This window comes from Candidatus Zixiibacteriota bacterium (assembly GCA_021159005.1).
Lineage (GTDB): Bacteria > Zixibacteria > MSB-5A5 > UBA10806 > 4484-95 > JAGGSN01.
Map to the genome: position 1 here is coordinate 1 of JAGGSN010000134.1, position 23,483 is coordinate 23,483.

Sequence of the window (23,483 nt, forward strand, 5' to 3'; positions counted from 1 at the left end):
ATCGAATCAAAGTCGACTTCTGAAATCTAATCCGGAAATATCTATTGAAGCAAAAAACAGAACACAGGTGTTTATAAAGATATTCTAACGGCTTATTGTTTTATATGTTATGGCTTAAGCAAGTTTCATTTATTGTGTATTAATTGGAGAATTCTATTGAAAAGACCGGACAGTAGTGATTTTACTACCCAAATAAAGTTGATGCACGAGGACGTACACCAACCACAATCAGCGTTTTTCGCGGTGTCGGGAATCCTTTTTTAGCGGTGTCGTGAACCCTTTCCCGACACACTTCGAAGCTGGATTCCCAATCAAGTTGGGAATGACATTGCCTCTGGCTGCCAAGCGCTGGTCTGATAACCTCGCCGCTTGCAAACTCGTTAATCCGCCGCGGTGGACGCCTCAGGTGGATTGACCTACAAATTATTAGCAGAAACTAAACTATAGGCAATGTTAAAACTGATATATAATCACACGGGCAATATGGTCGGGGCGAGCCGATTTGAACGGCCGACCTCTTGCACCCCAGGCAAGTGCGCTAACCAGGCTGCGCTACGCCCCGACACAAAACTAAAATATTAAATTATTCCTCAAAATCAAGGAAAAAGCTTTAATAGATTATCAAGCTCGGAACGCACCTCTTTAAGAAGGGTTACAGCTATATCCGATTTTAAGCTGTCTCCGTTGTTCTTTCCCTCGTTTTTGAAATAATTACGTGCTCCCTCTATAGTGAAGCCTTTTTTATAAAGCAGATGTTTAATCTGAAGCAAAAGATCAATATCTTTCTGCTGATAGATACGGTTGCCGGCTTTGTTCTTTTTTGGGTGAAGCTGATTAAATTCCTTCTCCCAGAAACGGAGCACATACGCCTCCAAATTCATCATACTGGCAACCTCGGAAATCGAATAATATATTTTTGTATTGTTAATCAATTTTCAGCCCTAACTTTAGTTACGCCTGCTTGAAGTTCACCTTTAAATAACTTTATATCTACTATATCATTAACAGCGACCTGTGTAAAGGATTTTATTGCTTTTTTTGTTGATGGCGATGACACATAAGCAAAACCCCTGCTCATAATCTCCTTAGGCGAAGCTGATTTCAGTTTCGCCTGAAGCATTGCCAGATTGCCGCTATATCTTTCGAGCATATGGACGGTTGTTTTCTGAAAGCTCTGGTCAAGTTCATCCAAATGCTGGGTTCTGGAATTGATTATCTCCATCGGTTTGCGCAAGCCGTATCGGTTTACCAAAGTCATCAGGTCATCCCTGTTTGACTTTAAGCTGTCAATCTGAATATGGCATAATCGGCGATAGCTGTCGATAAAATACGCTTTCAATTCGGCGCCATCGGGCACCGCCAGTTCAGCCGCCGCCGATGGTGTTGGCGCCCTTTGGTCGGCGACAAAATCAGATATTGTAAAATCTATTTGATGGCCAACCGCCGAGATAATCGGGATTTTAGAATTATAAATCGCCCGCGCTGTTAATTCCTCATTAAATGGCCAAAGGTCTTCCAGTGAACCTCCCCCCCTGCCGATAATCAGCAAATCGACTTGATTATATTCATTAAAATCAGCTATTGCCTGAGCAATATCAGCGGAGGCTGTTTTCCCCTGAACCATAGCCGACCTGACAATGATTTTCACCCAAGGCGCGCGGCGGCGTATTATCTTTATAATGTCTCTAACAGCCGCACCTGTCGCAGAGGTAACCACGCCGATTGCTTCGGGTTGTTGGGGAATCGGCAGTTTATGGAGCTCATCAAACAGCCCCTCTTTTTCCAGCTTCATCTTCAATTGCTGGAATGCCAGTTCGAGTTCGCCAATACCAGCCGGCTGCATCGCTGATACTATCAGCTGATACTGTCCCGACCGCTCATATACGGTTACCTGACCGCAGGCTTTTACTTTCATGCCGTTTTCAGGTTCGAAAAAGAGGTAGCGGCTCATCCCTTTCCAGATAATGCATTTAACCTGGGCGTTTTCATCTTTCAAGGTGAAATACCTGTGGCCAGAGGTATGGTTGATATAATTAGATATCTCCCCCTCGACCCAGATTTTAGGGAAGTTATCCTCAAGAAGACGTTTAACAGATTTAGTTAACTCTGTTACAGTTAATATGGTATCAGCCATTATTACTCATTATTTTTTATGCCTCAGGATGGAGTCCGCCCCAGGCGGACGACATCCTGAGGCCAACTGTTTATAGGTAAACCAACCGTTTCACTATTAGCATAATACCTGAAACTTGAATGTTTCCATTCCTCAATTGAATTCACCAATCCTCGTTTAATCGGATTATTATGAATATAGTCTAATTTCCTTTCAATCTCAGTTTCTTTTGTTATAGGGAAAATTCTTGGCTTTTCTTTCCAAAAACGAAACGATGATTTGCCCGCTGTTTTGATGTAAAATGCATTCATACTAACATTATTGGCTGCACAAAATGATATTATTTTTTTATCTTTGTTCTCAATAATATGTTTTACTTTGCCTGAGATGGAGCGTCTCCCTCCACGAATAAAATTCATGATGTTTTTACTGGAATAGCTTTGAATTAGCATATGAAAATGCTCCGGCATTATTACATAGCCAAGGAGATTTACATTCCATCTGTTTAGCATTTGACTGAAATCTTGATAGAATACTGCTACTATATCAGGGAATAATAAAATCGGCTGCCAGTTGTGTACTGTGCCGGTAACATGATGTACTGCGTTATCGGTGTAGTAGTTTTTCCAGTTCTTTACCATTGTATTGCTATCATACCTTTGCCCTCAGGATGTCGTCCGCCTTAGGCGGGCTCCATCCTGAGGGATAACCGTAACTTCTATGCCTCAGGATGGAAATCCGCTACTGCGGATAACATCCTGAGGCCGACTGCCTATCAGTAAGCCAATTGTTTATCGTCATATCGCCCTCAGGATGTCGTCCGCTTTAGGCGGGCTCCATCCTGAGGGATAAATACAGTATCAGCCATTATTACTCATCAATTTAGCCGCTTTTACGGTATTTGTCAACACCATTGCGATTGTCATCGGGCCGACTCCGCCGGGTACCGGTGTGATGGCTTTGGCAACATCTTTGACCTGCTCGAAATCGACATCCCCTACAAGTCTGGCACCTTTGGGATGGCTCGGGTCTTCAATCCGGTTTGTGCCGACATCGATAACAACCGCGCCGGGTTTAACCATATCTTTTTTGACAAAGAAAGCCTTGCCTATTGCCGCCACTAATATATCCGCCTGACGAGTATAATCTGCGATATTCGGAGTTCGTGAATGACAGATTGTAACGGTTGCGTTTGCCTTATCGTTTTTCAGCGCCAGCAATACCGCCAGAGGACGACCGACAAGATAGCCCCTTCCCAGAATGACAACATGTTTCCCCTCGGTTTTATTGCCAGACCGCCAGAGCATCTCGACAATGCCGGCGGGAGTGGCAGGCAAAAATGATGGCTTGCCGGCTAGCATCAAGCCCTGATTAACAGGATGGAAACCATCGATATCCTTAGCCGGATCGATTGTTAAAATAGCCTTGCCCTCATCGATATGACCGGGAAGCGGCGACTGGATTAGCATGCCGTGGATGTCATCCCGATTGTTTAGCGATGTAATCAGGTCTAACAAATCTGCTTCTGGGGAATCCTGCGGTTTGATTATTTTCTCGAAATATATGCCTAGTTTTTTGCAGGCTTTCTCTTTCATGCTGACATACAGCGCCGAGGCAGGGTCATCACCGACTAACACGCCTGCCAAGCCTGGTGTGATGCCGTTTTGTTTCAGGTTTTCGATTTCGAGTTTTAGTTCGGCTTTTATCTCTTTTGAGATTTGCTTGCCGTCTATTATTTCAGCCATGTGGGTTGTCCTTTTATATTTATTTGTATCTCAGTCAAATATTATCATTCCGCCATTAAATAGGGCAGGAGTCGGGGACTCCTGCCCTACTGTAATCAATTATCTATTCCTTGCTTGTTAAGTTTTACTTGAATTGGAATACTTAAGGTTAATAAAAAATATATTATCAGGATAATTTCAATTTTATGTTTATTCATTGATAATTTTTCAATTCCTCAGTATTAAAACATGTCTTTGTAGGGCAGGAGTCTCCGACTCCTGCCTATTCGGCGCGCTTATAAACAAATTTACTCTCCATAATCATCATCAAATTTAATCTCATCCATAACTCCCCAATCCTTCGAATAATAACCCCGCTTGAAATATTCGTTTATCGATGAATGCTCCCAATCGAAAGGGCTTTTCATATAACCATATTTCACCGGATTATAATGAATATAATCTATATGATTATTCATATCCTCCTGATTGCGAATGACATGATCCCAAAATCGACTTTGCCATATACGCCCTTTGTTAACACCTGATAAATAGCGAAATTTCTTTGAGAATGAAAGCTTAATCTTGTTAAATAATTTAGAAAGGTTGTTATCTCTTGGATTTATTATCATGTGAAAATGGTCTGGTAATATAACCCAGGCAATAATAGAGAAGTTAAGTTCAGCTTTATATTTTCGAATAGAATCTTTTAACTGGCTTTGATGTTGAATGAGAATTCGCTCTCTATTTTGCGTAACACAAGTAATGAAATAGATATTTCCTTCATTGTAATATCTTTTTAGTATGGACATAATAGATTAGTTATTTTAAAATACGCTGCTTTCCTTTAATAGTAGGGCATCCGCCTGGGGCGGACGAGACTTGCCTATTCGACGCATCTATATACAAAATTACTCTCCATAATCATCATCAAATTTAATCTCATCCATCACTGTCCTACTTTCTGACACAACGTTTATAACTTTAGTTCGCTTTCCCTTAATTGGCAGGAGTCGGGGACTCCTGCCCTACAAAATCTTAGCGAGTGTCATCCTGAAAAAAAGGGCGTATCCGCCTTAGGCGAACGCCCCTACGCTCAACAACAATTATTGCTACGCATCGAGCAGCATACTTTCAATATACTTGCACTTGCCGGTTTGCTCGTCGATTTCAATCTGTACGCCGGCAAACTTTAAATTCTCAGTCGCTACTTTCAGACGGTTAGGACGCCCCTTTAATAATCGAAATAATGCCGCTTCTATTTCCATGCCGATAACCGAATCATACGAGCCGCACATGCCGGTATCGGCGATAAAACCGGTGCCGCCCGGCAAGATTCTTGTCTCGGCGGTTTGGATGTGAGTATGAGTGCCAACTACCGCCGATACGCGGCCATCCAGATACCAGCCCATAGCCTGCTTTTCGCTGGAGGCATCTGCATGAAAATCGACAAATATATTATCAAACCGGCCGTTGATTTCATCTAAAATCTTGTCAGCCGTGAGAAAGGGGCAGTCTATATTGTTCATATATACGCGTCCCTGAAGATTGATTACGGCAATTTCCAAACCATCAGCAACATTATAGACCTGCCAGCCAAACCCCGGATTGCCGATGGGGTAATTAGCAGGTCGGAGAAGCTTTGGCTCATCATTTATGTATTTATTTATATCGGGGCGGTCCCAGATATGGTTGCCGGATGTCATGCAGTCAATATCCAATTCGGATAGTTTTTCCCATGAATCTTTGTTAATTCCAAAACCGCCGGCTGAATTTTCAACATTGGCAATAATGAAATCGAATTTTTTTCCCTGCGCCTTAAAGACATCAAGAGTATTCGCTACAGCCTTCAAGCCCGGATTTCCCATGATGTCGCCGATAAATAATATCTTCATTTTTTCCCGCCAAACAGTTCATATAAAAACCTGTGAAATTTATGAATAAATCCGGCTGAGGGAATATACATCATCAGACAACCGGAGTATGTCTCAATACCTGAATCATTGCATTTCTTGAGGACTTCATCATTATATGCGCCATACTGAAACCAGGCTCTTTTAATGCCGTATTCGCTTAAGTCATTTATTATGCTTAGAGCATTGTTCGGATTAATGGCGATATACGCGGATTTTACTTTGCCGGGCATGGCTTTAAGATTTGGATAGAAACCGCTATCCGCTTTGGGATGAATGGGAAAAACCTGATAGTCAGATTGTTCCAGATTATCTTTAATGCCTACTGCAAAAGTTCGCCGTTTGGGCGATAATCCATATACGGCAATTCCGTCTTTGGATGACTGCAGAAAGGTCTCATTACTTGGCATATTCGACACTTCTTGTTTCTCTGATGACAGTTACCTTAATCTGTCCCGGGTATTCCATTTCCGCTTCTATTTTACGCGCAATCTCGCTTGATAATTGAGAGCACTTGATATCATCCATTTTATCCGATTCAACAATCACCCTGATTTCGCGGCCTGCCTGTATGGCATAGGCTTTACCTACTCCGCCAAATGAGTCAGCCATATCCTCGAGTTTTTCGAGGCGTTTAATATAGCCCTCAAGGGTCTCACGTCGGGCGCCAGGCCGGGCGCCGGAAATAGCATCCGCCGCCTGAACTAAGACAGCGTATGGAGTTTCCATAGGCACATCCTCATGATGGCTGGCAATGGCATTAACGACCGCCGGATGCTCGTTAAATTTGGATATAAAATCGACTCCGATTTCGGTATGCGTTCCCTCGGTTTCTCTATCTATCGCTTTGCCAATATCATGAAGCAAGCCGGCGCGTTTGGCAATGTTGGCATCAAGCCCCAACTCGGCGGACATTATGCCGCATATAAAGGCTACTTCTTTAGAATGCTGAAGCACATTCTGGCCATAGCTGGTGCGGAAATTTAATCTGCCTAATAGCTTGACAACTTCGGGATTAACTCCGTGAACGCCAACATCGAAACAAGCCTGCTCGCCCACTTCGCGGATAATAACTTCCATTTCTTTTTCAGCCTTGACGACTATTTCTTCGATACGAGCGGGATGAATTCTGCCGTCCATTATAAGTTTTTCCATGCTGATACGGGCAATTTCGCGGCGTATCGGGTCATAGCCCGATAATATTATAGCTTCCGGTGTATCATCAACAATAACGTCGATACCGGTAGCGGTCTCGAATGAGCGGATATTTCTGCCCTCGCGTCCGATGATTCTGCCCTTCATCTCATCGGTAGGGATATTTACCACAGATACACATGATTCCATAGCATAATCGGCGGCGCATCGCTGGATTGCCTGAATGATGATATTTTTTGCTTCTTTTTCAGCATCCCGTTCAGCTTGTTCTTTAATTTCTTTAATTAGCTGAGCGGCATCGCGGCGAGCCTCCGATTCCAGATTTTCCATCAAGAGTTTTTTAGCCTCTTCGGATGTCATACCGGCAACTTTTTCAAGTTGGGCATTTTGTTCGGCGATAAGACTATCAAGCTGTTGTTCTTTGTGGAGAACAGTTCGTTCTTTAGCTACTATTGATCTTTCGCGATTGGTGATATCTTTTTCTTTGGCATTTAAGATATCGACTTTTCTATTAAGCGATTGTTCTTTATCCCTTAAACGAGATTCCAGCCTTTGTATTTCGGTTCGTTTATTGCTGGTCTCCCTCTCGAATTTGGATTTTTCTTTCAGCCAGTGATCTTTTGCTTCTAAGGCGGTTTCTTTCTTTTTAACTTCCGCGTTTCTCTCAGCATCGGCAATGATTTTAGCTGCTGATTCTTCGGCTTTAGAGATTTTCTTTTCACCGGAACGGCGAGCAATAATAACCCCAATGGCAAATGCCAGAATTATTAATAAACCGCCAATAATAAGAAAATATGATTGTTCCATTGCGCCTCCTTAGGCGAGCGGAGAGAAAAGCTAATCTTGTAAAGCGGCGCTGAGAGTATCGATAAGTTTTTTGGTTTTTACCTCAAGGCTATTCGGTATTTGTTGTCGAGCTTGAAATAATTCATCTGCAATATTCAATGCAGCCAAAACCGCTATCCGCGTATCGGATTGATCTTGAAATTTTGAGGCAATCTCCCTCATGGTTTTATCAACATGAGCGGCGGTTTCTTCTATATATTTATTGCTGGCATCAGCCTTGAGCGCATATTGGTTGCCAAAAATGGTTACCTTCAGCTTACTTTTTTCCATGCGATTAACTAAAACTCCCCAATCTATATTAAAAATTAATTCTCTATTGAATATCTTTTTTCAAATACCGAAAGTTTTGCCGACAGGTTTTTAAGCCTGTTTTTAACATCCTGTTCCCTAACCTGCCATGCTTCCTGACCGGATGCTTTTAGCTTTTCGAGGTCTTGCTTCAATCTTTCGGCTTTCTTTTCACTTAACGCATATAAACGCTTAAGTTCGTTTATTTCTCCTGTTATCTTCTTATTGATATCCTTTAATTCATTTATTTTTACAATAGCATTATAAACTACTATTTCAAGTTTTTCAAAGTTTTTATCAATATCTTTTTCGTTATTTTTCATATTCATATTCATATTAATCACTATTTAGAATTTATCATCAGGATCTTAATTCAGCGCCAAATTCCTCATTTAATTTAAGGACTACTTTTTTATGAACCTCGTCAACCTCATCATCTGTAAGCGTTTGCTTAGCAGAACGATATATTATCCTGAAAGCAATGCTTTTTTTGCCTTCCGGGATATTTTTACCTTCATATACATCAAACGGATATACATTTTCAACCAAATTATTATTAACCGACTGTATCATGTTTATAATATCAATGGCGCGAATACCCTGACCGACTATCAGCGCAATATCTCTATCTGAGGCAGGGTATTTCGGCAATGATTTAAAATATTTGGGTTTTGCTGCCAGTTGAGCAAATTTTTCAAAATCAAATTCTGCGATAAAGCAATCTTGTTTAATGCCTACTTGTTTTCCCGCCCGGTTGGAAACCTTGCCTAACATTCCCATATTTTGACCATCAAGAGCGACAATAATGAAACTGCAATCATCATCAAAATAGGGGTTGTTTTGCGGCTTTATCTCCAATTCAATCTTAAAATAATCAAAGATTGCTTCAAGTTCTGCTTTAAGCGAATAAAAATCAGTATATTTTTCTTTATTGCGCCAGCTTACCGGTTGCTCGCGGCCGCAAAGACCAAGACAAATGGCTTCCTTTTCATCAGATAGCTCGCCTGATGATGGTTTATATACTACGCTAATCTCAAACAGCTTGATATCTTTATTGCCATAATTAATGTTATGCTTCAGCGTTTTAAGCATAGATATTGTTAAATTAGGCCTGAGAACCGACATTTCCTCAGACAGAGGATTTTGTAATTCTACTAAGGATGCGTTCTCATCGATTTTTTTCAACTGCCGGCCATCAATTAGAGTGAGCGAACATGTTTCAACAAAGCCGCCGCCAACAAGAAGATTTCTCAGACTATCTTTGATTAACGATTCGGGATTTATTTCGACCCCGAGAGCGCCTCCGGGCTGGAATCTTTCGGGGATATTATCAATACCGTAAATACGAGTGATTTCCTCAATGAGATCGATTTCACGGGTAAGGTCGGGTCTGAATGACGGCTGAGTAATCTGCATTGGCGAGCCGTTTTTATATTCAATATCAAGGCCATCGAAAATCCGGCATATTTTGGCTTTATCGATATTCACGCCTAATATTATTTCAACTCTCTCGGGACGAAAATCGATTTTTGCCGGTGAGAACTTTTTGGGATAACAATCAATTATTCCTCTGTGTATTTCTCCGCCGGCAAGTTTAGCAATTAAACCGCAAGCCCTGTTATTGGCTTTGGGCGCCATCAGGCGGTCGGCTCCCCGCTCGAATCTTTGCGATGATTCGGTCGATAAGCCTACAGTTTTGGCACCACGGCGAATTGTCGCCGGGTCGAAATAAGCAGATTCGAGCAGAATATCAGTTGTGTTATCTGTTACCTCAGAGTTTAGTCCGCCCATGATGCCAGCCAAGGCAACGGCATTCTCGCCATCGGTTATAAGCAGGTGACTATCATTAAGTTCCCTGTCTTCGCCATCAAGCGTGGTAAATTTCTCGCCCTTGACTGCATTTTTAACTACGACTTTCTTCGTTTTGAAAAATTTATAATCAAAGGCATGAAGAGGCTGGCCGGTTTCTAAAAGCACATAGTTAGTAATATCAACAACATTATTTAACGGGCGAATTCCCAAATAGTAAAGGCGGGCTTTAAGCCATAATGGCGACTGTTTGATTTTCACACTGGAAATTAATCTTCCGGTATAACGCGGACAGCCATCCGAGTTTTCGATTTCAATGGCAAGGTCGGATGAAGTCTCCGGTCCGGCTTCGATTACGTTGAAATCGGGGTAATTAATCTTTCCGCCAAGCAACGCCTTAACCTCTCTGGCGATGCCTATATGCGACAGGCAGTCCGGACGGTTGGGAGTGATTTCCAGTTCAAATATATAATCAACAAGTGTAAGGATTTGTTCGATTGGCGTTCCCGGCGCGATGCCGCCATCAAGCTCGATAATGCCGGTGTGGTCATCCGATATGCCAAGCTCATCCTCGGCGAGTATCATGCCGAAAGATTCAACGCCGCGGATTTTAGCTTTTTTTAATTTAGTTCCATTGGCTAAAACTGCGCCTACCTTAGCAAAAAATACAATCAGCCCGGGTTTGGCATTAGGCGCGCCGCAGATAGCGGTGAGCTTTTCATTGCCGACATCAACTGTGCAAACAGTCAGTCTATCCGCCTGCGGATGCGAATCGACAGTGAGGATTTTGCCGGCGACTACTCCCGAAATATCGAGGCCTTTTTTCTCTATAGCTTCAATCTCAGAACCCGACAGGGTCAGTAGGTCGGCGATTTTATCAACCGAGACGTCAAATTCGATTAGCTCTTTTAGCCAGTTATAACTTATTTTCATTAGAACTGCCTTATAAATCTGACATCATTTTCGTACAACAAACGAACATCATCAATACGATACCGCAGCATGGCGAGACGGTCTATACCCATCCCCCAAGCAAAACCGGTATATTTTTCGCTATCGTAGCTGACAGCTTTAAACACCTCAGGGTCAACCATACCGGCGCCGGAAATTTCCAGCCAGCCGTTATGTTTGCAAACACGGCAGCCTTTACCTCCGCAAATTACGCAGGAGAAATCATATTCAACCGATGGCTCGGTAAACGGGAAAAAGTGAGGTCTGAACCTGACTTTGACATTTTTGCCAAACATCGCCTGGGCAAAAGCGGTGATTGTGCCTTTCAAATCGGCAAAAGTAACGCCTTTATCGACATACAAGCCCTCACACTGATAAAATACGGGCGAATGCGAGGGGTCGGGAGTATCCGAGCGGTAGCATCTGCCGGGAGCAATAATTCTGACTGGCGGTTTTTGCTTTTCCATAGTGCGAATTTGCACCGGTGATGTATGTGTTCTAAGGCAAACGCCTTTTTTGATATAGAAGGTATCGGATAAATCCCGCGAGGGATGGTCCTCCGGCGTGTTTAAGGCATCGAAAGTATAATATTCGGTTTCAACATCAGGGCCAGAAGCAACCTCGAAACCCATGCCATGAAATATAGAGACTATATCATCAATGGTTTGCAATAATGGATGTTTATGTCCCGTAAAATCTCTTCTAACAGGAAGCGTATAATCAAGAACATCTTTTTTTATAGATTCAGCCAATGCGGCTGTTTTGGTATCGATTTTTTCTTGAATCAGCTTTTTCAGACGGTTTATTTCGCCGCCGATTTTCGGGCGCATTTCGGTAGAAGCTTTGCCAATGTATTTCGAGAGTTCGGTTAGTTTACCCTTTCGCCCTAAAAATTCGATTTTCAGGGCATCGAGATCATTTTTATTGACAACAGAACCCAGCTTTGATAAAGCGAACTCTTCAAAATGTTTTATCTGAATTAATAAATCATCCATTTAAATATATATTAAAGCTTTTCGCTGAAAGCCTTATTTAATAGTTATATAAAGAGCAATTAATTAGCTGGCTTTAACAGCCTCGACAACCTGTCGGAAGCCCTCGCTATCTTTAACCGCCATATCGGCAAGAACTTTGCGGTCTAATGTAATGCCCGCTTTTTTCAAGCCGTTAATAAACTGTGAATAACTAAGGTCATAAAGCCTGACAGCGGCATTAATTCTTATTATCCATAATCTGCGGAATTCTCTTTTTCTATTGCGACGGTCGCGATAGGCATAAGCAAGGCCTTTCTGGACCGTTTCTTTGGCAGTACGGTATAATTTTCTTCGCCCGCCATAATTGCCCTTGGCCGCTTTTATGACTTGTTTGTGACGTCTTTTAGCAGCCGGGTTATTAGTAGTACGAGGCATTTTGTCTCCCTACAACTTTAATATGGAATCATCTTGTTTACGCGATCCCTATCAGCATCCGAAACAAGTCCTGATTTTCTAAGTTGTCTTTTGCGTTTTTTAGTTTTTTTGGTCAATATATGACTGGTATTCATATGGCTTCGCTTTATTTTTCCGGTTCCTGTTTTTTTGAACCTTTTAGCGGCAGCCCTGTTTGTTTTAATTTTTGGCATTTCTTACTCCCATAGGGAATGAATATATACTAAATTAATCATAAGCGCAACAAAAATTTACATTGCGACGATTAAACCATTTCATTAAGCCTGAACTTCTTTTTTGGCCGCAAACATTAAAAACATCCGACGACCCTCCATAAAGGAGTCAGATTCTGGTTCGGCAATATCGGCAAGGTCGGCTATTATTTTATCTAATAGTTTCTTTCCGAGTTCTTTATGAGCCATTTCCCTGCCTCGAAAGGCAACATATACTTTCACCTTATCGCCTTGTTTCAAGAACTCGATGATGTGTTTCAACTTAAATCTATAATCATGCTCTTCGGTTTTAGGTCGAAACCTCATTTCCTTAAGGTTAACAGTATGCTGTTTCTTTTTAGCGATTTTAGCTTTTTTCGATTGCTCGTATAGATATTTGCCAAAATCCATTATTTTACAAACTGGCGGTTTGACAGTAGGCGCAACTTCAACTAAATCAAGTCCTTTACTTTTAGCAATCTCCTGCGCTTTCTGGATACTGACAACGCCAACCTGCTGGCCTTCATCATCAATCAGCCGCACTTCCGGCGATCTGATTTTATAGTTGACCCTGATTCTGGTTTCTCGTCCTTTGGCTATTAAAACACCTCCTACTTAAGAGCTTTTGTTTGTATTTTTTGAAGCATTTCCGCTAATACAGATTTAGGTTCAGCTATGCCGACATCTCCGATTTTATGACGTCGGACAGAAACTTTACCCTCTGCGGCTTCTTTTTTACCAACAATAAACATATATGGAATTTTTAGATTTTCAGCTTCACGGATTTTAAAGCCAATTTTTTGACTGCGTAAATCAGTTTTCGCGCGCACGCCGGCGGATTTGAAAAAGGCTGTGATTTCATTCGCATAATCGTTAACCTCATCGACAACCGGCAGAACAATAGCCTGTATGGGAGCTAACCAAAGCGGGAAATCACCGCCATAATGTTCTATCAATATGCCAAAGAATCGCTCCATCGAACCAAGCAAAGCGCGATGCACCATAACAGTTTGGTGTTCGGCGCCATCCTCACCGGTGTAGGTAAGATTGAATCGTTCGGGAAGGTTAAAATCGACCTGAATTGTAGTGCATTGCCATGATCTGCCTAAGACATCTCGAATTTTCACATCAATTTTGGGACCGTAAAATACGCCTTCGCCGGGGTCGACTTGATATTCCAAGCCTTTTTTCTCCAGCGCTTTCTTTAAAGCATCAGTCGCTCTGTCCCAGTTATCCTGAGTACCGACATATTTTTCCGGCTGAGTTGAGAGATAAGTTTCATATTCCTCGAAGCCAAAGGTTTTGAGGAAAAACAGGTTAAAATCAAGCAGTTTTAGCAGTTCATCCTCAAGCTGGTCTTTTCGACAAAAAACATGAGCATCATCCTGAGTGAAACCTCTGACTCTGAATAAGCCCTGAAGAACGCCCGAGCGTTCATAACGATAGACAGCTCCCAGTTCAGCCCATCGGTACGGCAAATCGCGATATGAATGTTTTTTGCTGTTATATATCCCGATATGGAACGGGCAATTCATCGGCTTGAGTTGGTACTGCTGATTATCGATAACCATGGGATTATACATGCTGTCTTTATAGAACTTAAGATGGCCGGATTTCTGCCAGAGGTCGATTTTGGCGATATGCGGAGTAAAGACTATATCATAGCCATTTTTCAGATGTTCTTCGCGCCAGAAATTTTCGATTAGATTTCTGATTAAAGCGCCTTTCGGATGCCATAATGCCAAGCCGGGACCGATATCATCGGTAAGTGAGAACAGATCGAGGTTTTTGCCCAGTATTCGATGGTCTCTTTGCTTAGCCAGTTCGAGGCGGTCGAGATGCTCTTTGAGCATCTTTTTATCAGGGAAAGAGACGCCGTATATTCTCTGCAGCATTTTATTATTTTCATCGCCGCGCCAATAGGCTCCGGCAATGCTTAGCAGTTTAAACGCTTTTATTTTTCCGGTTGATGGTATATGGGGGCCGCGGCACATATCCTCGAAATCGCCGAGGGTGTAGAAACTTACGGAATCTTCCTCAAATTCGTTCGCCATTTCAAGCTTATATATATCGCCTGAATCATTATCTTTAATATGACGGATAGCCTCCTCTTTAGACATCTCGACGCGTTTAAAGAGGAGATTTTCCTTGATAATTTTAGCCATTTCCTTCTCGATAGCTTGCAGGTCGTTTTCGTTTAGGTTTTGCGGCAGGTCTATATCATAATAAAACCGGGCGGAAAAATCATCGGGGATAGCAGGACCGATAGCCAGTTTGGCATCGGGGTAAAGAAGCATAATAGCTGAGGCCATTATATGCGCTGATGAATGCCAGAATATCTCTTTGCCCTCGCTATCATTATAGGTAATGATTCTAAGGGAAGCGTCTTCATTAATAGGGAAATCGATATCGACTAAGCGCCCATTAACCTCAGCGGCTAAGGCGGCTTTTTTCAGGCTTGAACCGATAGACTCCGCTACATCAGCGGCGGTTATTTCCTTTGAAAATTCCTTTATCGATTTGTCGGGCAGCGTTAACTTCATTTCGTTTCTAAATTAAATTGACCACTCCATATATAGAGTAGTCGGTAAATTCATCTTTTAGTTTATCTTCACTCTACAACAACTATCAAAAATGGTGGGCGATACTGGAATTGAACCAGTGACCTCTTGCATGTCAAGCAAGCACTCTAACCAACTGAGCTAATCGCCCAACTCTCTTTGCGACAGAATATTAATGATTAACCGGCATCAGTCAAGAAAAAATTGTCTTTTCTCGCTATTTAACTACAAAATCTTTTATTGGTCATATTTTCGGCATAAGGCGGGGAAAGTTGATAATGAAGTTGGCGCACGAGGACATACGCAAACTACGGAAATAATTGTTATACAAGGTGGTATGCCAACTATGCAAAAAGTTGGTGCACCGGGAGAATCGCCAACCATACTGAGATATTTTAATTTATGTATAAGAATAGTTGTTAAGAATTATAGCAATAATTCGATAATCTGTAATAGGAACCGAATATTTATAGAAGGGATTTTTGATTTAGCTCAGGTGTGTTAATTATGCTGTTGTATAATAAGATGTTCATTCAGCAGCAGTTTTTATCATTTCACAACACTATCAAAATAAACATTTAACTAAGTATGTATAGGAGAAATCGCTATGGCTCTTCGTACAAAAAAACCAGGCGCTGCAAGTGATGAAATAATTCCCTTACAAAGAAAGGATCTGTTTTGGACAGACGGTCAGATAAATCGAGCTGAACGTGAAAGGCGAAATAAGCATAGAAGTTGTATAATCTGGCTAACCGGATTAAGCGGAGCCGGTAAATCAACGATTGCACAGGAGCTTGAAAAGTTTCTGTTTGCTCAGGATTATCAGGTTGTGGTTCTTGATGGAGACAATGTTCGTCATGGGCTTAACAAAGATCTTGGTTTTTCTCAAGAAGACAGAGATGAAAACATAAGGCGGATTGGCGAAACCGCCAAGCTTTTAATGGAAGCCGGGATAATTGCTATTACGGCATTTATTTCACCCTACGCTAAAACCCGGGACAGGGTTAGAGAAATTGTGCCGGAGGGTGATTTTATTGAAGTTCATATTGAATGTTCGCTTGATGAATGTGAACGCCGCGATGCCAAGGGGCTTTATAAGAAAGCAAGAGCCGGCCTTATCAAGAACTTTACCGGAATAGACGACCCATTTGAGGCGCCTGAGCATCCGGAGATTACAATCAACACAGAAAAATTAACGATAGAGCAATCGGCAAAAACAATTGTTCATTTTTTATCAAGCCGGGGATATTTATGATCGATACAGCCGCGCCGCAGATTTCATTTAAGGATTTGTTAGGTCAGGAGCTTGCAAATAAGCAGCCCGCTAAAATAAAGGATATAGCTTTTAAGTCGCCGATAATAATCGGCGGCTGCGGCTCCAGCGGCACTACGCTTTTAAAAACGATGCTTGACAGCCATAAGAATATCGCCTGCGGACAGGAAATATCGTTTTTTGACAGACCGGCCTTTTTTAAGAGCAATCTTGATAAGCTTTATAACATGTTTTTAAATCAAGATTTTGATGAATTGGATAAGGGACAGATTTTTCCTCTCAAGACGAAATTCGGCGATAATTTCGGTTTATTTATTCCCAATACCGGAAAGCTATACCATGATTTTCCCACGACAAACAGTATGTTTAAACTCGCTCGCAATCTGCGTCACTTTGTTGATCTTTATTTTTCGAATTTCGCTGATATTAATGGCAAGACTCGATGGGCTGAAAAGACACCAAATAATATATTTTGCATTAATGAGACGCTCGATTTCTTTCCCGACGCTAAGTTTATACATGTCATTAGAGACGGACGAGACGTAGTATTATCATTGTGTCAGGGACGCAATTTTAACCCGGTAACCGCTATATTTCGTTGGCTGGTTTCGGCAGAGGCAGGTATTCGTTTTAGAGGCAATCCGCGCTATTATGAAGTCAGGTATGAAGATTTGATACTTGATACTGAAAATACGCTTAAGAAGCTAATGGCGTTTCTTGATGAAGACTTTGATCCCAACATGTTAAACTATACTGAATCCGGGAAAGATAATATTCTCGGTTATGGTTCCTCGCCGATATATTCAAATAAGATTGGCAAATGGAAAACTCAGGAGCTAAACCCGGTGATTTTAAAATCTTTTGATTTAGCGCTATCAGATTTATTAGAAAAGGTCGGATATGAGGTGTAGCTTAGGTTATCTATATTTGGATGCTTAATAGATATTCTATCACAATAAGAGGAATTTAATGCAATTAACCGGCAACAAAGAAAAAGATTCGGAATACTACGACGGTTTATATCTTCGTGGTTTTACAGCCGCTGAATATTACCCGATTTATAAGTTTGCCCTACAGATTCTAAAAAGCTTCCCCTCGCCGCGGGTTTTAGAGTTGGGCTGCGGGCTTGGCGATATGGCCAAGATGATAATGGCTGAGGGGATATCATATCGGGGGTTTGATTATAGCGAAGAAGCGATTAAGCGATGTAAGAATTTGTGTCCGCAGGGTGATTTCCGGGTTGGCAATATATATAATGATAATGATTACAAACCTTTCGATTATAATACGGTAATTGCTCTTGAGGTTTTGGAGCATGTAGATGATATGCAGATATTTCGCAGTATCCCGCCCGGGGTACGATTAATAGCATCGGTGCCAAATTTTAAAGATAAAGCACATTTACGAATATATGAGGATATCAAAGAAGATATTATCGAAAGGTATTGGCCTTATTTTCAGGTATTGGCGATTAAGACATTCAAAGGGAATAGTCCGGGCACAGACTATGAGGCGAATGTTCATTTGTTTCATGGGATAAAAATGCTATCTTAGCCAAATTTTCGGGTTTTTTCCTCGCCTTCGGCGAGTCAGAACCCGACCTATTTTTACTGATTATTAATTATTAATATGCGGATTAATAGAAAAGTTCTTTTAATATTTCGTAATCGACTCTGATTATTTTTCGGCATGTTTTGCAGACTGGGATTCTGCTTTTGATATCATCATCATCGAGCTGGCTGCTGCATCCGATGCATTTATGAAGTGATATTGGTTTTTGCGATTTGCTTGACTTTGAAGCTTTGGATATTAGTCTTTGGTCAATATCAAAGGGACTTTCGCCGAGAACGATCATTTTATAGTATTTAAACGCCAAGCTGCTCAATTGTTCTATATTCAAGCCATCGATTTGCATCCGTCGATCGGCAATACTCAGTATGCCGCGGTTGACTATTATTTCATCAACCATTTCTTTTATTTTACGTTTTTGAAGGGGAGTTATTTCGCTGGTCATTCTTCGCCGCGAGCCATATTTATAAATGTTTCAGCTTTCATGTATTCATCTCGTAAAAGCTGAATAAGCTGTTCTTCATAATCCTGCCGTAATCCCAGAACTTGCCAAGCTTTTTGGCTGCAGTAAATATAGCGTGAATCGGGCAAGAAATTCGAATCATCGTTTTCGGATATTTTAGACAGATAATCAGACATATGAATTATCCATGTAGTGATGTTGTCTGGTTTATCATCATCCGGTTTATGATGATACAGGATAGCAGCAGCAAGTTCATAAGGAAGGTTCCATTTCTGAGCCAGATAATTTCCAACCAGAGTATGATCGAACCCATATATTTCATTCTCAATTTCACAAATAGGTTGTTCCGGATTTTCTTTTACAATTTGCTTTACTGTTATAAACTCGGATGGCATATGAGTAAAGATAACCAGTTTTCCTATGTCGTGGAGTAAGCCGGCCGAAAAAGATTCTTCAGCTTCTAAGAATGAAGGGAAATTTTTGGTTCTTGAAATAATGCGAGACATAAAGCCAACAGAAAGAGAATGCCGCCAGAAAGCATCAAGATATTCTTTATCAAGTTTATACAATTTTGAGAACGTTTCGAAAACGGATGCCGAGAGAACCAGGCTGCGAACAACATCCAAACCAAGTATAATTATTGCCTGTTTAACGCTGGTTATAGATCTTGGGATGCCATAGAATGCCGAATTGGTAAGTTTGAGGATTTTGGCGGTAAGCGCCGGATCTTCAGAAATTATCGCCCCGAGTTGATATGCTGAAGTATCCGGATTGTTGATAGCTTTATTGACCTGTGTAAAAACCATTGGAGGTGTGGGAAGATTGTGGATTCTGTTGATAATAGTTTTTATTTTTTTTTCAGTGGAAGCTTCCATTTCAGGCATAGTTTTAGGCTCTCGTTGTTGATGAAATATCAATGAACGTTATATCTGGAAATATGCAATAATTTTATCGGCGAATGCACCGAAGTTAGTCTGGTCATTATAATACCCTATAGAGATATTCTTTTTTATTCCCGCAATTTTTTCATAACGTATATCTGATGTATTGTCGGCGGTTTTATCGATTGAATTAGAATGATGGTATTGTCTAACAACATTTTTTAATCCTTCGCTATTAATAAGTTTATCGGATGTTTTTTCTTTAGTATCTTCTATGTCGTAGAAACCGGAAGATGTTTTCTGTTTTATACCGGAGAGCTGTTTTGTTGCGTTTTTGTCTTGCGCTGCTTCTTTGTTAATTTTATCCGAATAATCTGTTTGGCTTGATAGATTTTTAGTTTTATCAAGTTCAATTTTATCAAGGTTAGCCGCTTTTTTTTGAACGTCATTTTCGGATTTTGGGGATGTATTAAGTTTTTTATTTTTTTGATCCGTCTGCTGTGATGGACCCAGACCTTCAATTTGCATATTTCACCTCTATTCCTTATATCGGAAACAGGTTTTAAAACTTTAATACAGACAATCTACAGAAATTTTATTTAACGCATTTTTTTGCCGATAACCCTCTATATCCATTCTTTTTATTATATTTTTAAGATTTTCGAAAACGACTCGCTGACCGCCTGCGACCCGAATCTGTAAAATATCCATAAAACGTTTTATCTTTAAGATGGCGTTTTTAATTTTATTTACAATATCCACCAATTCTATTCTGTGAGCGAATTCGGGATTAATCTTCAAAATTCCATTTATTTCACGTTCCAATTTTTTCACTTTGTCAAACTGCAAGTTGATATTTTCGACTTGTTCAAAAGCCCATTCCGATCCTTGTCTGTGACCGACAATTTTCCTTAAAAACAACTCTATCTCCTGATATACATCTAATTGAGACGATAAAAGCCGTTTTACATAATCGCTGGCAGATGACATCATACCTCCGCTGAAAATACTTGTACGGGTTTAGAATTTACTTTTTTTACACTTTTGGGAATATCTTCTTTGGTAATGTCAATATTTTCCCATGAATTTTTTATATTTTCGATTAGCGGGATTATATCATCCAGTTCGCTAATTATTTTTGTTGCATTTGCCATAGTAATTTTTTCGACGAAATATGCATAAAGGGCTGATAGTTTATCGGCGAATTCACCGCCTTTTTCCATATCGAGCGTTGAGAGAAGATGAAGAAAGATGTTCCTTGCCCTGTTTAGTTTTTCAAAAGTGCCCGGAACGTCATTCTTGTTAATCATCTCTTTGCCTTCATCGATGAATCGCAAAGCACCGGAGTATAACAGTACGATTAATTCTTTCTGATTAAGGCTTGACACATGTATATTTTGGTATGTTTTTAAGTTGTTTTCCATGATCTCCCTTAAGCTTTATATCTATATTATTGATACTTATTAATGATTACCTTTCATTAACGACCAGTTGCTATCAAGGCTGGAAATTGTTTGGCTTAAATAGCTCTGCTGCGACTGTAATTGCGACAGCGCTTTTTCCATTGCTGTAAACTGCTGATAAAGCGAAGCACGTTTTATTTCAAGTTGTTCGTTTATATTTTCAATTTGATCGGCAATGCTGTCAATCTGCAGCTGCAAACCGTCTTTTCTGCTGGCAATAACCCCATCCGAATCGGTATATGAGGCGATTTTCTCGCTGATGATAGCGGCAACTCCTTTATTGAAACATACAGTATCCTCAGGGCCTTCTACTAATTGGTTTTCGGTGAGAGTTATCAGCAGTTTCATGCCTGCGGTGTTTTCATTATCACTATCGCCGATTAAATATTGGCCGGTGCCGGAAGCGGTTTCACCGTTAATAGTTCCTTCGACATCAAGACCATCAACGCTGGTTCCATTTGTTAATCCCAAAATATCATGAGCCGTATTTTCGGAAGCGGTTTCGAGCGTAACGGTAGAATTTGAACCATATGTAGAGGAGGTAATCTCGAGATGTCCATTAGCGCCGTTATCAATCCATTCAACATCGACGCTTACTCCCGAAAGACTGGTATCGCTGTTTATAGCGTTTTCGACTTCCTCAGCGAGAGCTTCCCCCGAGTTGTAGGTTGCTTCAGCAAGAAAGATACTACTGCTGATCTTGTTGCTTATTTTTATATTTAACACATTGTTTGAGCCGTCTATTGTAAGAGGAGTATTTGAGGGACTGGCAATCTCGCTTGCTGTTAACGACCCTTGTCTTGCGGCTTGAGTGATATCGACCGCATAACCGGATGCTGATATTTTGGTAAGAGCGTTTGATGAAATATATTCGACAAACGTAGTATTTGTTGTGCCGCTGGACTTGAATAAGCTTATAACATCCTCAAGATTCTCATTGATTTTATTATCGAAAGTTAATTCGTTGAATGTTAGTCGGCCGCTTGAGTCGAATTTTACACCCACTTGCGACAGCATTTTAACATTATCGGGGCGCCCAGATAGGACGCTTGTTAATGTTGTTCTGATATTATTGTGAAGCATCATCAGGGAGATATCGCCTATAAGAACTCCAACCTTGCCGGTTTCTTCAGTATAAGAAAATTGTGAATCTACAAATTCCTGGTATTCGTTATATTTAGCAACAAATTTATTTATTTGCGATTTTATTTGTGATCTATCTTCGTTGATAGTAATCTCGACAGGATCGCCTGTACTGATAGAGTTTAATTCAAGAGTTACGCCTTCGATTAAATCATCGATGGTATTTTCATAATGAGTGAACGTAATAGGCGAGCCGCCGTTTGAAGAACTGCCAAGCTGTACGATGGCATCCTGACCGTTCTGTATAGTTGGCGCAAAAGCCTGAACCTGGAAAGTATCGCCTGCCTGAAGAGCACCTTCGGTAAAATAGACGCTTAAACCGTCAGCTCCATCTCCAACTAAGGCAATATCCGTATCTGCCGTCGAGACGGTGATAGTGCCGCTGTTTGTGCCGTCGGTCCAGTCGATATCAATATCGCCGGCGCCAATAGTCTGCAGACCTGTTCCTCCTATGGTAAATGTGTAGGCTTTATTTTCGCTGCCTGTGTATGCCGCGCCTGTACTGGTTTGAGGGTTGGAGGAGGCGTTGCTTGACCATGACAATTTTTCAGTCCAATCGAATGCGGCTGAAAATTCGGGGGCAGTTCCGCCGCTTAAATTATAATTAACAGTGATTTGATTATCGGCTCCCGAGTCTTTCGCGGTTAGCACTAAACGGTATGGATTATGTTCGGAGCCGTCATTTATTATAGCCGCCGTGACTCTGGCGCTGGAGTTATTAATAGCATCCTTAAGCGTAGTAAGAGTATTATTGCTATCATCAATTGTAATAACTGTCGAGCTGTTATCGCCTAAGCTTATTTCGATGTCGCCCGTGCCGATACTTTCGGTTAGGGAGTACATTCCCGTACTGGCTATCTGGTGGCGAGTCGCCAGTTGTTCAACCGTAAGATAATAGGTTCCGGGGGCAGCGTCATTGGAGGCATTGATAGATATCACATTTTCATCTGAGGATACGGCTGATTTTGCATACCATAATTTTTCATCGGATAATATAGATGCCTGCGATTTTACCGACAGGAGCATTGCTTCAATTGAACCCCATGTTGACAGCTTGTTTGTGAACTCGGTTTGTCTTTGGGCGAAAACATTAATTCTCTGGCTTTCATACTTCATTATTGATTCGATAATTTCGGTAGTGTTCAAGCCTGATGCTATTCCGTCAATTGCGCCACTATAGCTCATAATACATTTCCTTTAAAATTCGGGGGCTATAAGAAGCCCCCGATTCTTATACGGTTTCATCATAAATGATCCCCAACAGATCATTTATTCTTTCCTTGAGTCTTAAAAATTCTTCAGGCGGTATTTGCCTGATTAGTTTATCAGTACCTTTTTCGAAGATTTTAATAATCAGTTCATCGGTTTTATCGTCAATTTCATATTTCAAATCGACCTGGAAGCTTTTAACGAATTTGTCAAAATCGCTAATAGCCTCCTGAACTAATTCTTTAACTTTCTTAGGGTCATCAGACAGTTTTACGCTTTTGTCCTTTTCAAGACTTTGGGTATTTTCACTGACCTGAGTTTTTATTTTATCTCTATGGACAGGGGTCTTTGGAGACACCCCACCCAGAGGCTGGTCTGCGCTTTTGCCAACCCTTTCAAGAGCCATCTGGGTAGTTATTTCACCATTCATTTGAATATCCCCTTTATAATGAGGAGAGCGTTAGAACGCCCTCCTCAAAAGAT

The 23,483-nt window shown here is 41.0% G+C and carries 26 protein-coding genes and 2 tRNA genes; 3 read left to right on the plus strand and 25 right to left on the minus strand.

Annotated elements, in window-relative coordinates; all coding sequences use genetic code 11:
• Positions 1-484: 484 nt before the first annotated feature.
• The 18 genes from J7K40_08340 to J7K40_08425 all read right to left on the minus strand — a co-directional run bounded on the left by J7K40_08340 (position 485) and on the right by J7K40_08425 (position 15,150).
• Positions 485-562, minus strand: a tRNA-Pro gene (locus J7K40_08340).
• Positions 563-596: 34 nt separating this feature from the next.
• Positions 597-932, minus strand: a complete 336-nt coding sequence (locus J7K40_08345) for a MerR family transcriptional regulator (GenBank protein ID MCD6162406.1) — start codon at positions 930-932, stop codon at positions 597-599.
• Positions 929-2,134 (minus strand): exodeoxyribonuclease VII large subunit, encoded by a 1,206-nt coding sequence (gene xseA, locus J7K40_08350; protein ID MCD6162407.1) that lies wholly within the window; start codon positions 2,132-2,134, stop codon positions 929-931. The genes J7K40_08345 and xseA overlap by 4 nt, the downstream gene beginning before the upstream one ends.
• 23 nt (positions 2,135-2,157) lie before the next feature.
• The gene (locus J7K40_08355; GenBank protein MCD6162408.1) at positions 2,158-2,754 is read right to left on the minus strand and encodes a transposase; all 597 of its coding nucleotides are present in this window, start codon (positions 2,752-2,754) and stop codon (positions 2,158-2,160) included.
• Positions 2,755-2,973: 219 nt separating this feature from the next.
• Positions 2,974-3,858 carry a bifunctional 5,10-methylene-tetrahydrofolate dehydrogenase/5,10-methylene-tetrahydrofolate cyclohydrolase gene (locus J7K40_08360; protein MCD6162409.1) on the minus strand — a complete coding sequence of 295 codons (885 nt, stop codon included), beginning with the start codon at positions 3,856-3,858 and terminating at the stop codon, positions 2,974-2,976.
• A 287-nt stretch (positions 3,859-4,145) separates the two neighbouring features.
• Complete coding sequence (locus J7K40_08365) at positions 4,146-4,649, minus strand: transposase (GenBank protein ID MCD6162410.1); 504 nt, start codon at positions 4,647-4,649, stop codon at positions 4,146-4,148.
• Between the two features lie 300 nt (positions 4,650-4,949).
• Positions 4,950-5,732 (minus strand): TIGR00282 family metallophosphoesterase, encoded by a 783-nt coding sequence (locus J7K40_08370; protein MCD6162411.1) that lies wholly within the window; start codon positions 5,730-5,732, stop codon positions 4,950-4,952.
• Entirely contained in the window at positions 5,729-6,160 is a 432-nt protein-coding gene (locus J7K40_08375) for a CoA-binding protein (GenBank protein ID MCD6162412.1), read from the minus strand. The genes J7K40_08370 and J7K40_08375 overlap by 4 nt, the downstream gene beginning before the upstream one ends.
• Positions 6,150-7,712 (minus strand): ribonuclease Y, encoded by a 1,563-nt coding sequence (gene rny, locus J7K40_08380; GenBank protein ID MCD6162413.1) that lies wholly within the window; start codon positions 7,710-7,712, stop codon positions 6,150-6,152. Before rny ends, J7K40_08375 begins: the two co-directional genes overlap by 11 nt.
• A 30-nt stretch (positions 7,713-7,742) precedes the next feature.
• Positions 7,743-8,021: a cell division protein ZapA gene (locus tag J7K40_08385; protein MCD6162414.1), complete on the minus strand. Its 279-nt coding sequence runs from the start codon at positions 8,019-8,021 to the stop codon at positions 7,743-7,745.
• Between the two features lie 35 nt (positions 8,022-8,056).
• Complete coding sequence (locus J7K40_08390; protein MCD6162415.1) at positions 8,057-8,368, minus strand: hypothetical protein; 312 nt, start codon at positions 8,366-8,368, stop codon at positions 8,057-8,059.
• A gap of 31 nt (positions 8,369-8,399) precedes the next feature.
• Positions 8,400-10,781 (minus strand): phenylalanine--tRNA ligase subunit beta, encoded by a 2,382-nt coding sequence (locus J7K40_08395; GenBank protein MCD6162416.1) that lies wholly within the window; start codon positions 10,779-10,781, stop codon positions 8,400-8,402.
• A complete protein-coding gene (pheS, locus tag J7K40_08400) occupies positions 10,781-11,794 on the minus strand; it encodes a phenylalanine--tRNA ligase subunit alpha (GenBank protein ID MCD6162417.1) in 1,014 nt (337 codons plus the stop codon). Before pheS ends, J7K40_08395 begins: the two co-directional genes overlap by 1 nt.
• A 63-nt stretch (positions 11,795-11,857) precedes the next feature.
• Entirely contained in the window at positions 11,858-12,208 is a 351-nt protein-coding gene (gene rplT / locus J7K40_08405) for a 50S ribosomal protein L20 (protein MCD6162418.1), read from the minus strand.
• Between the two features lie 17 nt (positions 12,209-12,225).
• A complete protein-coding gene (rpmI, locus tag J7K40_08410) occupies positions 12,226-12,420 on the minus strand; it encodes a 50S ribosomal protein L35 (GenBank protein MCD6162419.1) in 195 nt (64 codons plus the stop codon).
• A gap of 84 nt (positions 12,421-12,504) precedes the next feature.
• On the minus strand, positions 12,505-13,038 hold the full coding sequence (infC, locus tag J7K40_08415) for a translation initiation factor IF-3 (GenBank protein MCD6162420.1): 534 nt from the start codon (positions 13,036-13,038) through the stop codon (positions 12,505-12,507).
• Between the two features lie 11 nt (positions 13,039-13,049).
• Positions 13,050-14,981, minus strand: coding sequence for a threonine--tRNA ligase (gene thrS / locus J7K40_08420; GenBank protein ID MCD6162421.1), 1,932 nt, complete (start codon positions 14,979-14,981; stop codon positions 13,050-13,052).
• Between the two features lie 92 nt (positions 14,982-15,073).
• Positions 15,074-15,150, minus strand: a tRNA-Val gene (locus J7K40_08425).
• A 456-nt stretch (positions 15,151-15,606) separates the two neighbouring features.
• Here J7K40_08425 and cysC point away from each other — a divergent pair.
• Genes cysC through J7K40_08440 form a run of 3 tightly spaced genes read left to right on the plus strand, consistent with a single transcriptional unit; the run spans position 15,607 to position 17,826 of the window.
• Positions 15,607-16,254 carry an adenylyl-sulfate kinase gene (cysC, locus tag J7K40_08430; protein ID MCD6162422.1) on the plus strand — a complete coding sequence of 216 codons (648 nt, stop codon included), beginning with the start codon at positions 15,607-15,609 and terminating at the stop codon, positions 16,252-16,254.
• Complete coding sequence (locus J7K40_08435; protein ID MCD6162423.1) at positions 16,251-17,183, plus strand: sulfotransferase; 933 nt, start codon at positions 16,251-16,253, stop codon at positions 17,181-17,183. The genes cysC and J7K40_08435 overlap by 4 nt, the downstream gene beginning before the upstream one ends.
• Positions 17,184-17,241: 58 nt before the next feature.
• Positions 17,242-17,826: a class I SAM-dependent methyltransferase gene (locus tag J7K40_08440; protein MCD6162424.1), complete on the plus strand. Its 585-nt coding sequence runs from the start codon at positions 17,242-17,244 to the stop codon at positions 17,824-17,826.
• Between the two features lie 82 nt (positions 17,827-17,908).
• Here J7K40_08440 and J7K40_08445 read toward each other — a convergent pair whose 3' ends face one another.
• The 7 genes from J7K40_08445 to J7K40_08475 are packed head-to-tail and all read right to left on the minus strand — an operon-like array spanning position 17,909 to position 23,430.
• A complete protein-coding gene (locus J7K40_08445) occupies positions 17,909-18,286 on the minus strand; it encodes a hypothetical protein (protein MCD6162425.1) in 378 nt (125 codons plus the stop codon).
• The gene (locus J7K40_08450) at positions 18,283-19,188 is read right to left on the minus strand and encodes an HDOD domain-containing protein (GenBank protein MCD6162426.1); all 906 of its coding nucleotides are present in this window, start codon (positions 19,186-19,188) and stop codon (positions 18,283-18,285) included. The genes J7K40_08445 and J7K40_08450 overlap by 4 nt, the downstream gene beginning before the upstream one ends.
• A gap of 39 nt (positions 19,189-19,227) precedes the next feature.
• Positions 19,228-19,713: a hypothetical protein gene (locus tag J7K40_08455; GenBank protein MCD6162427.1), complete on the minus strand. Its 486-nt coding sequence runs from the start codon at positions 19,711-19,713 to the stop codon at positions 19,228-19,230.
• 42 nt (positions 19,714-19,755) lie between these two features.
• Positions 19,756-20,178 (minus strand): hypothetical protein, encoded by a 423-nt coding sequence (locus tag J7K40_08460; GenBank protein ID MCD6162428.1) that lies wholly within the window; start codon positions 20,176-20,178, stop codon positions 19,756-19,758.
• Positions 20,175-20,609, minus strand: a complete 435-nt coding sequence (fliS, locus tag J7K40_08465; protein ID MCD6162429.1) for a flagellar export chaperone FliS — start codon at positions 20,607-20,609, stop codon at positions 20,175-20,177. The genes J7K40_08460 and fliS overlap by 4 nt, the downstream gene beginning before the upstream one ends.
• A gap of 39 nt (positions 20,610-20,648) precedes the next feature.
• Positions 20,649-22,976, minus strand: coding sequence for a flagellar filament capping protein FliD (fliD, locus tag J7K40_08470; GenBank protein MCD6162430.1), 2,328 nt, complete (start codon positions 22,974-22,976; stop codon positions 20,649-20,651).
• Positions 22,977-23,022: 46 nt separating this feature from the next.
• Complete coding sequence (locus J7K40_08475; GenBank protein ID MCD6162431.1) at positions 23,023-23,430, minus strand: flagellar protein FlaG; 408 nt, start codon at positions 23,428-23,430, stop codon at positions 23,023-23,025.
• Positions 23,431-23,483 lie beyond the last annotated feature (53 nt).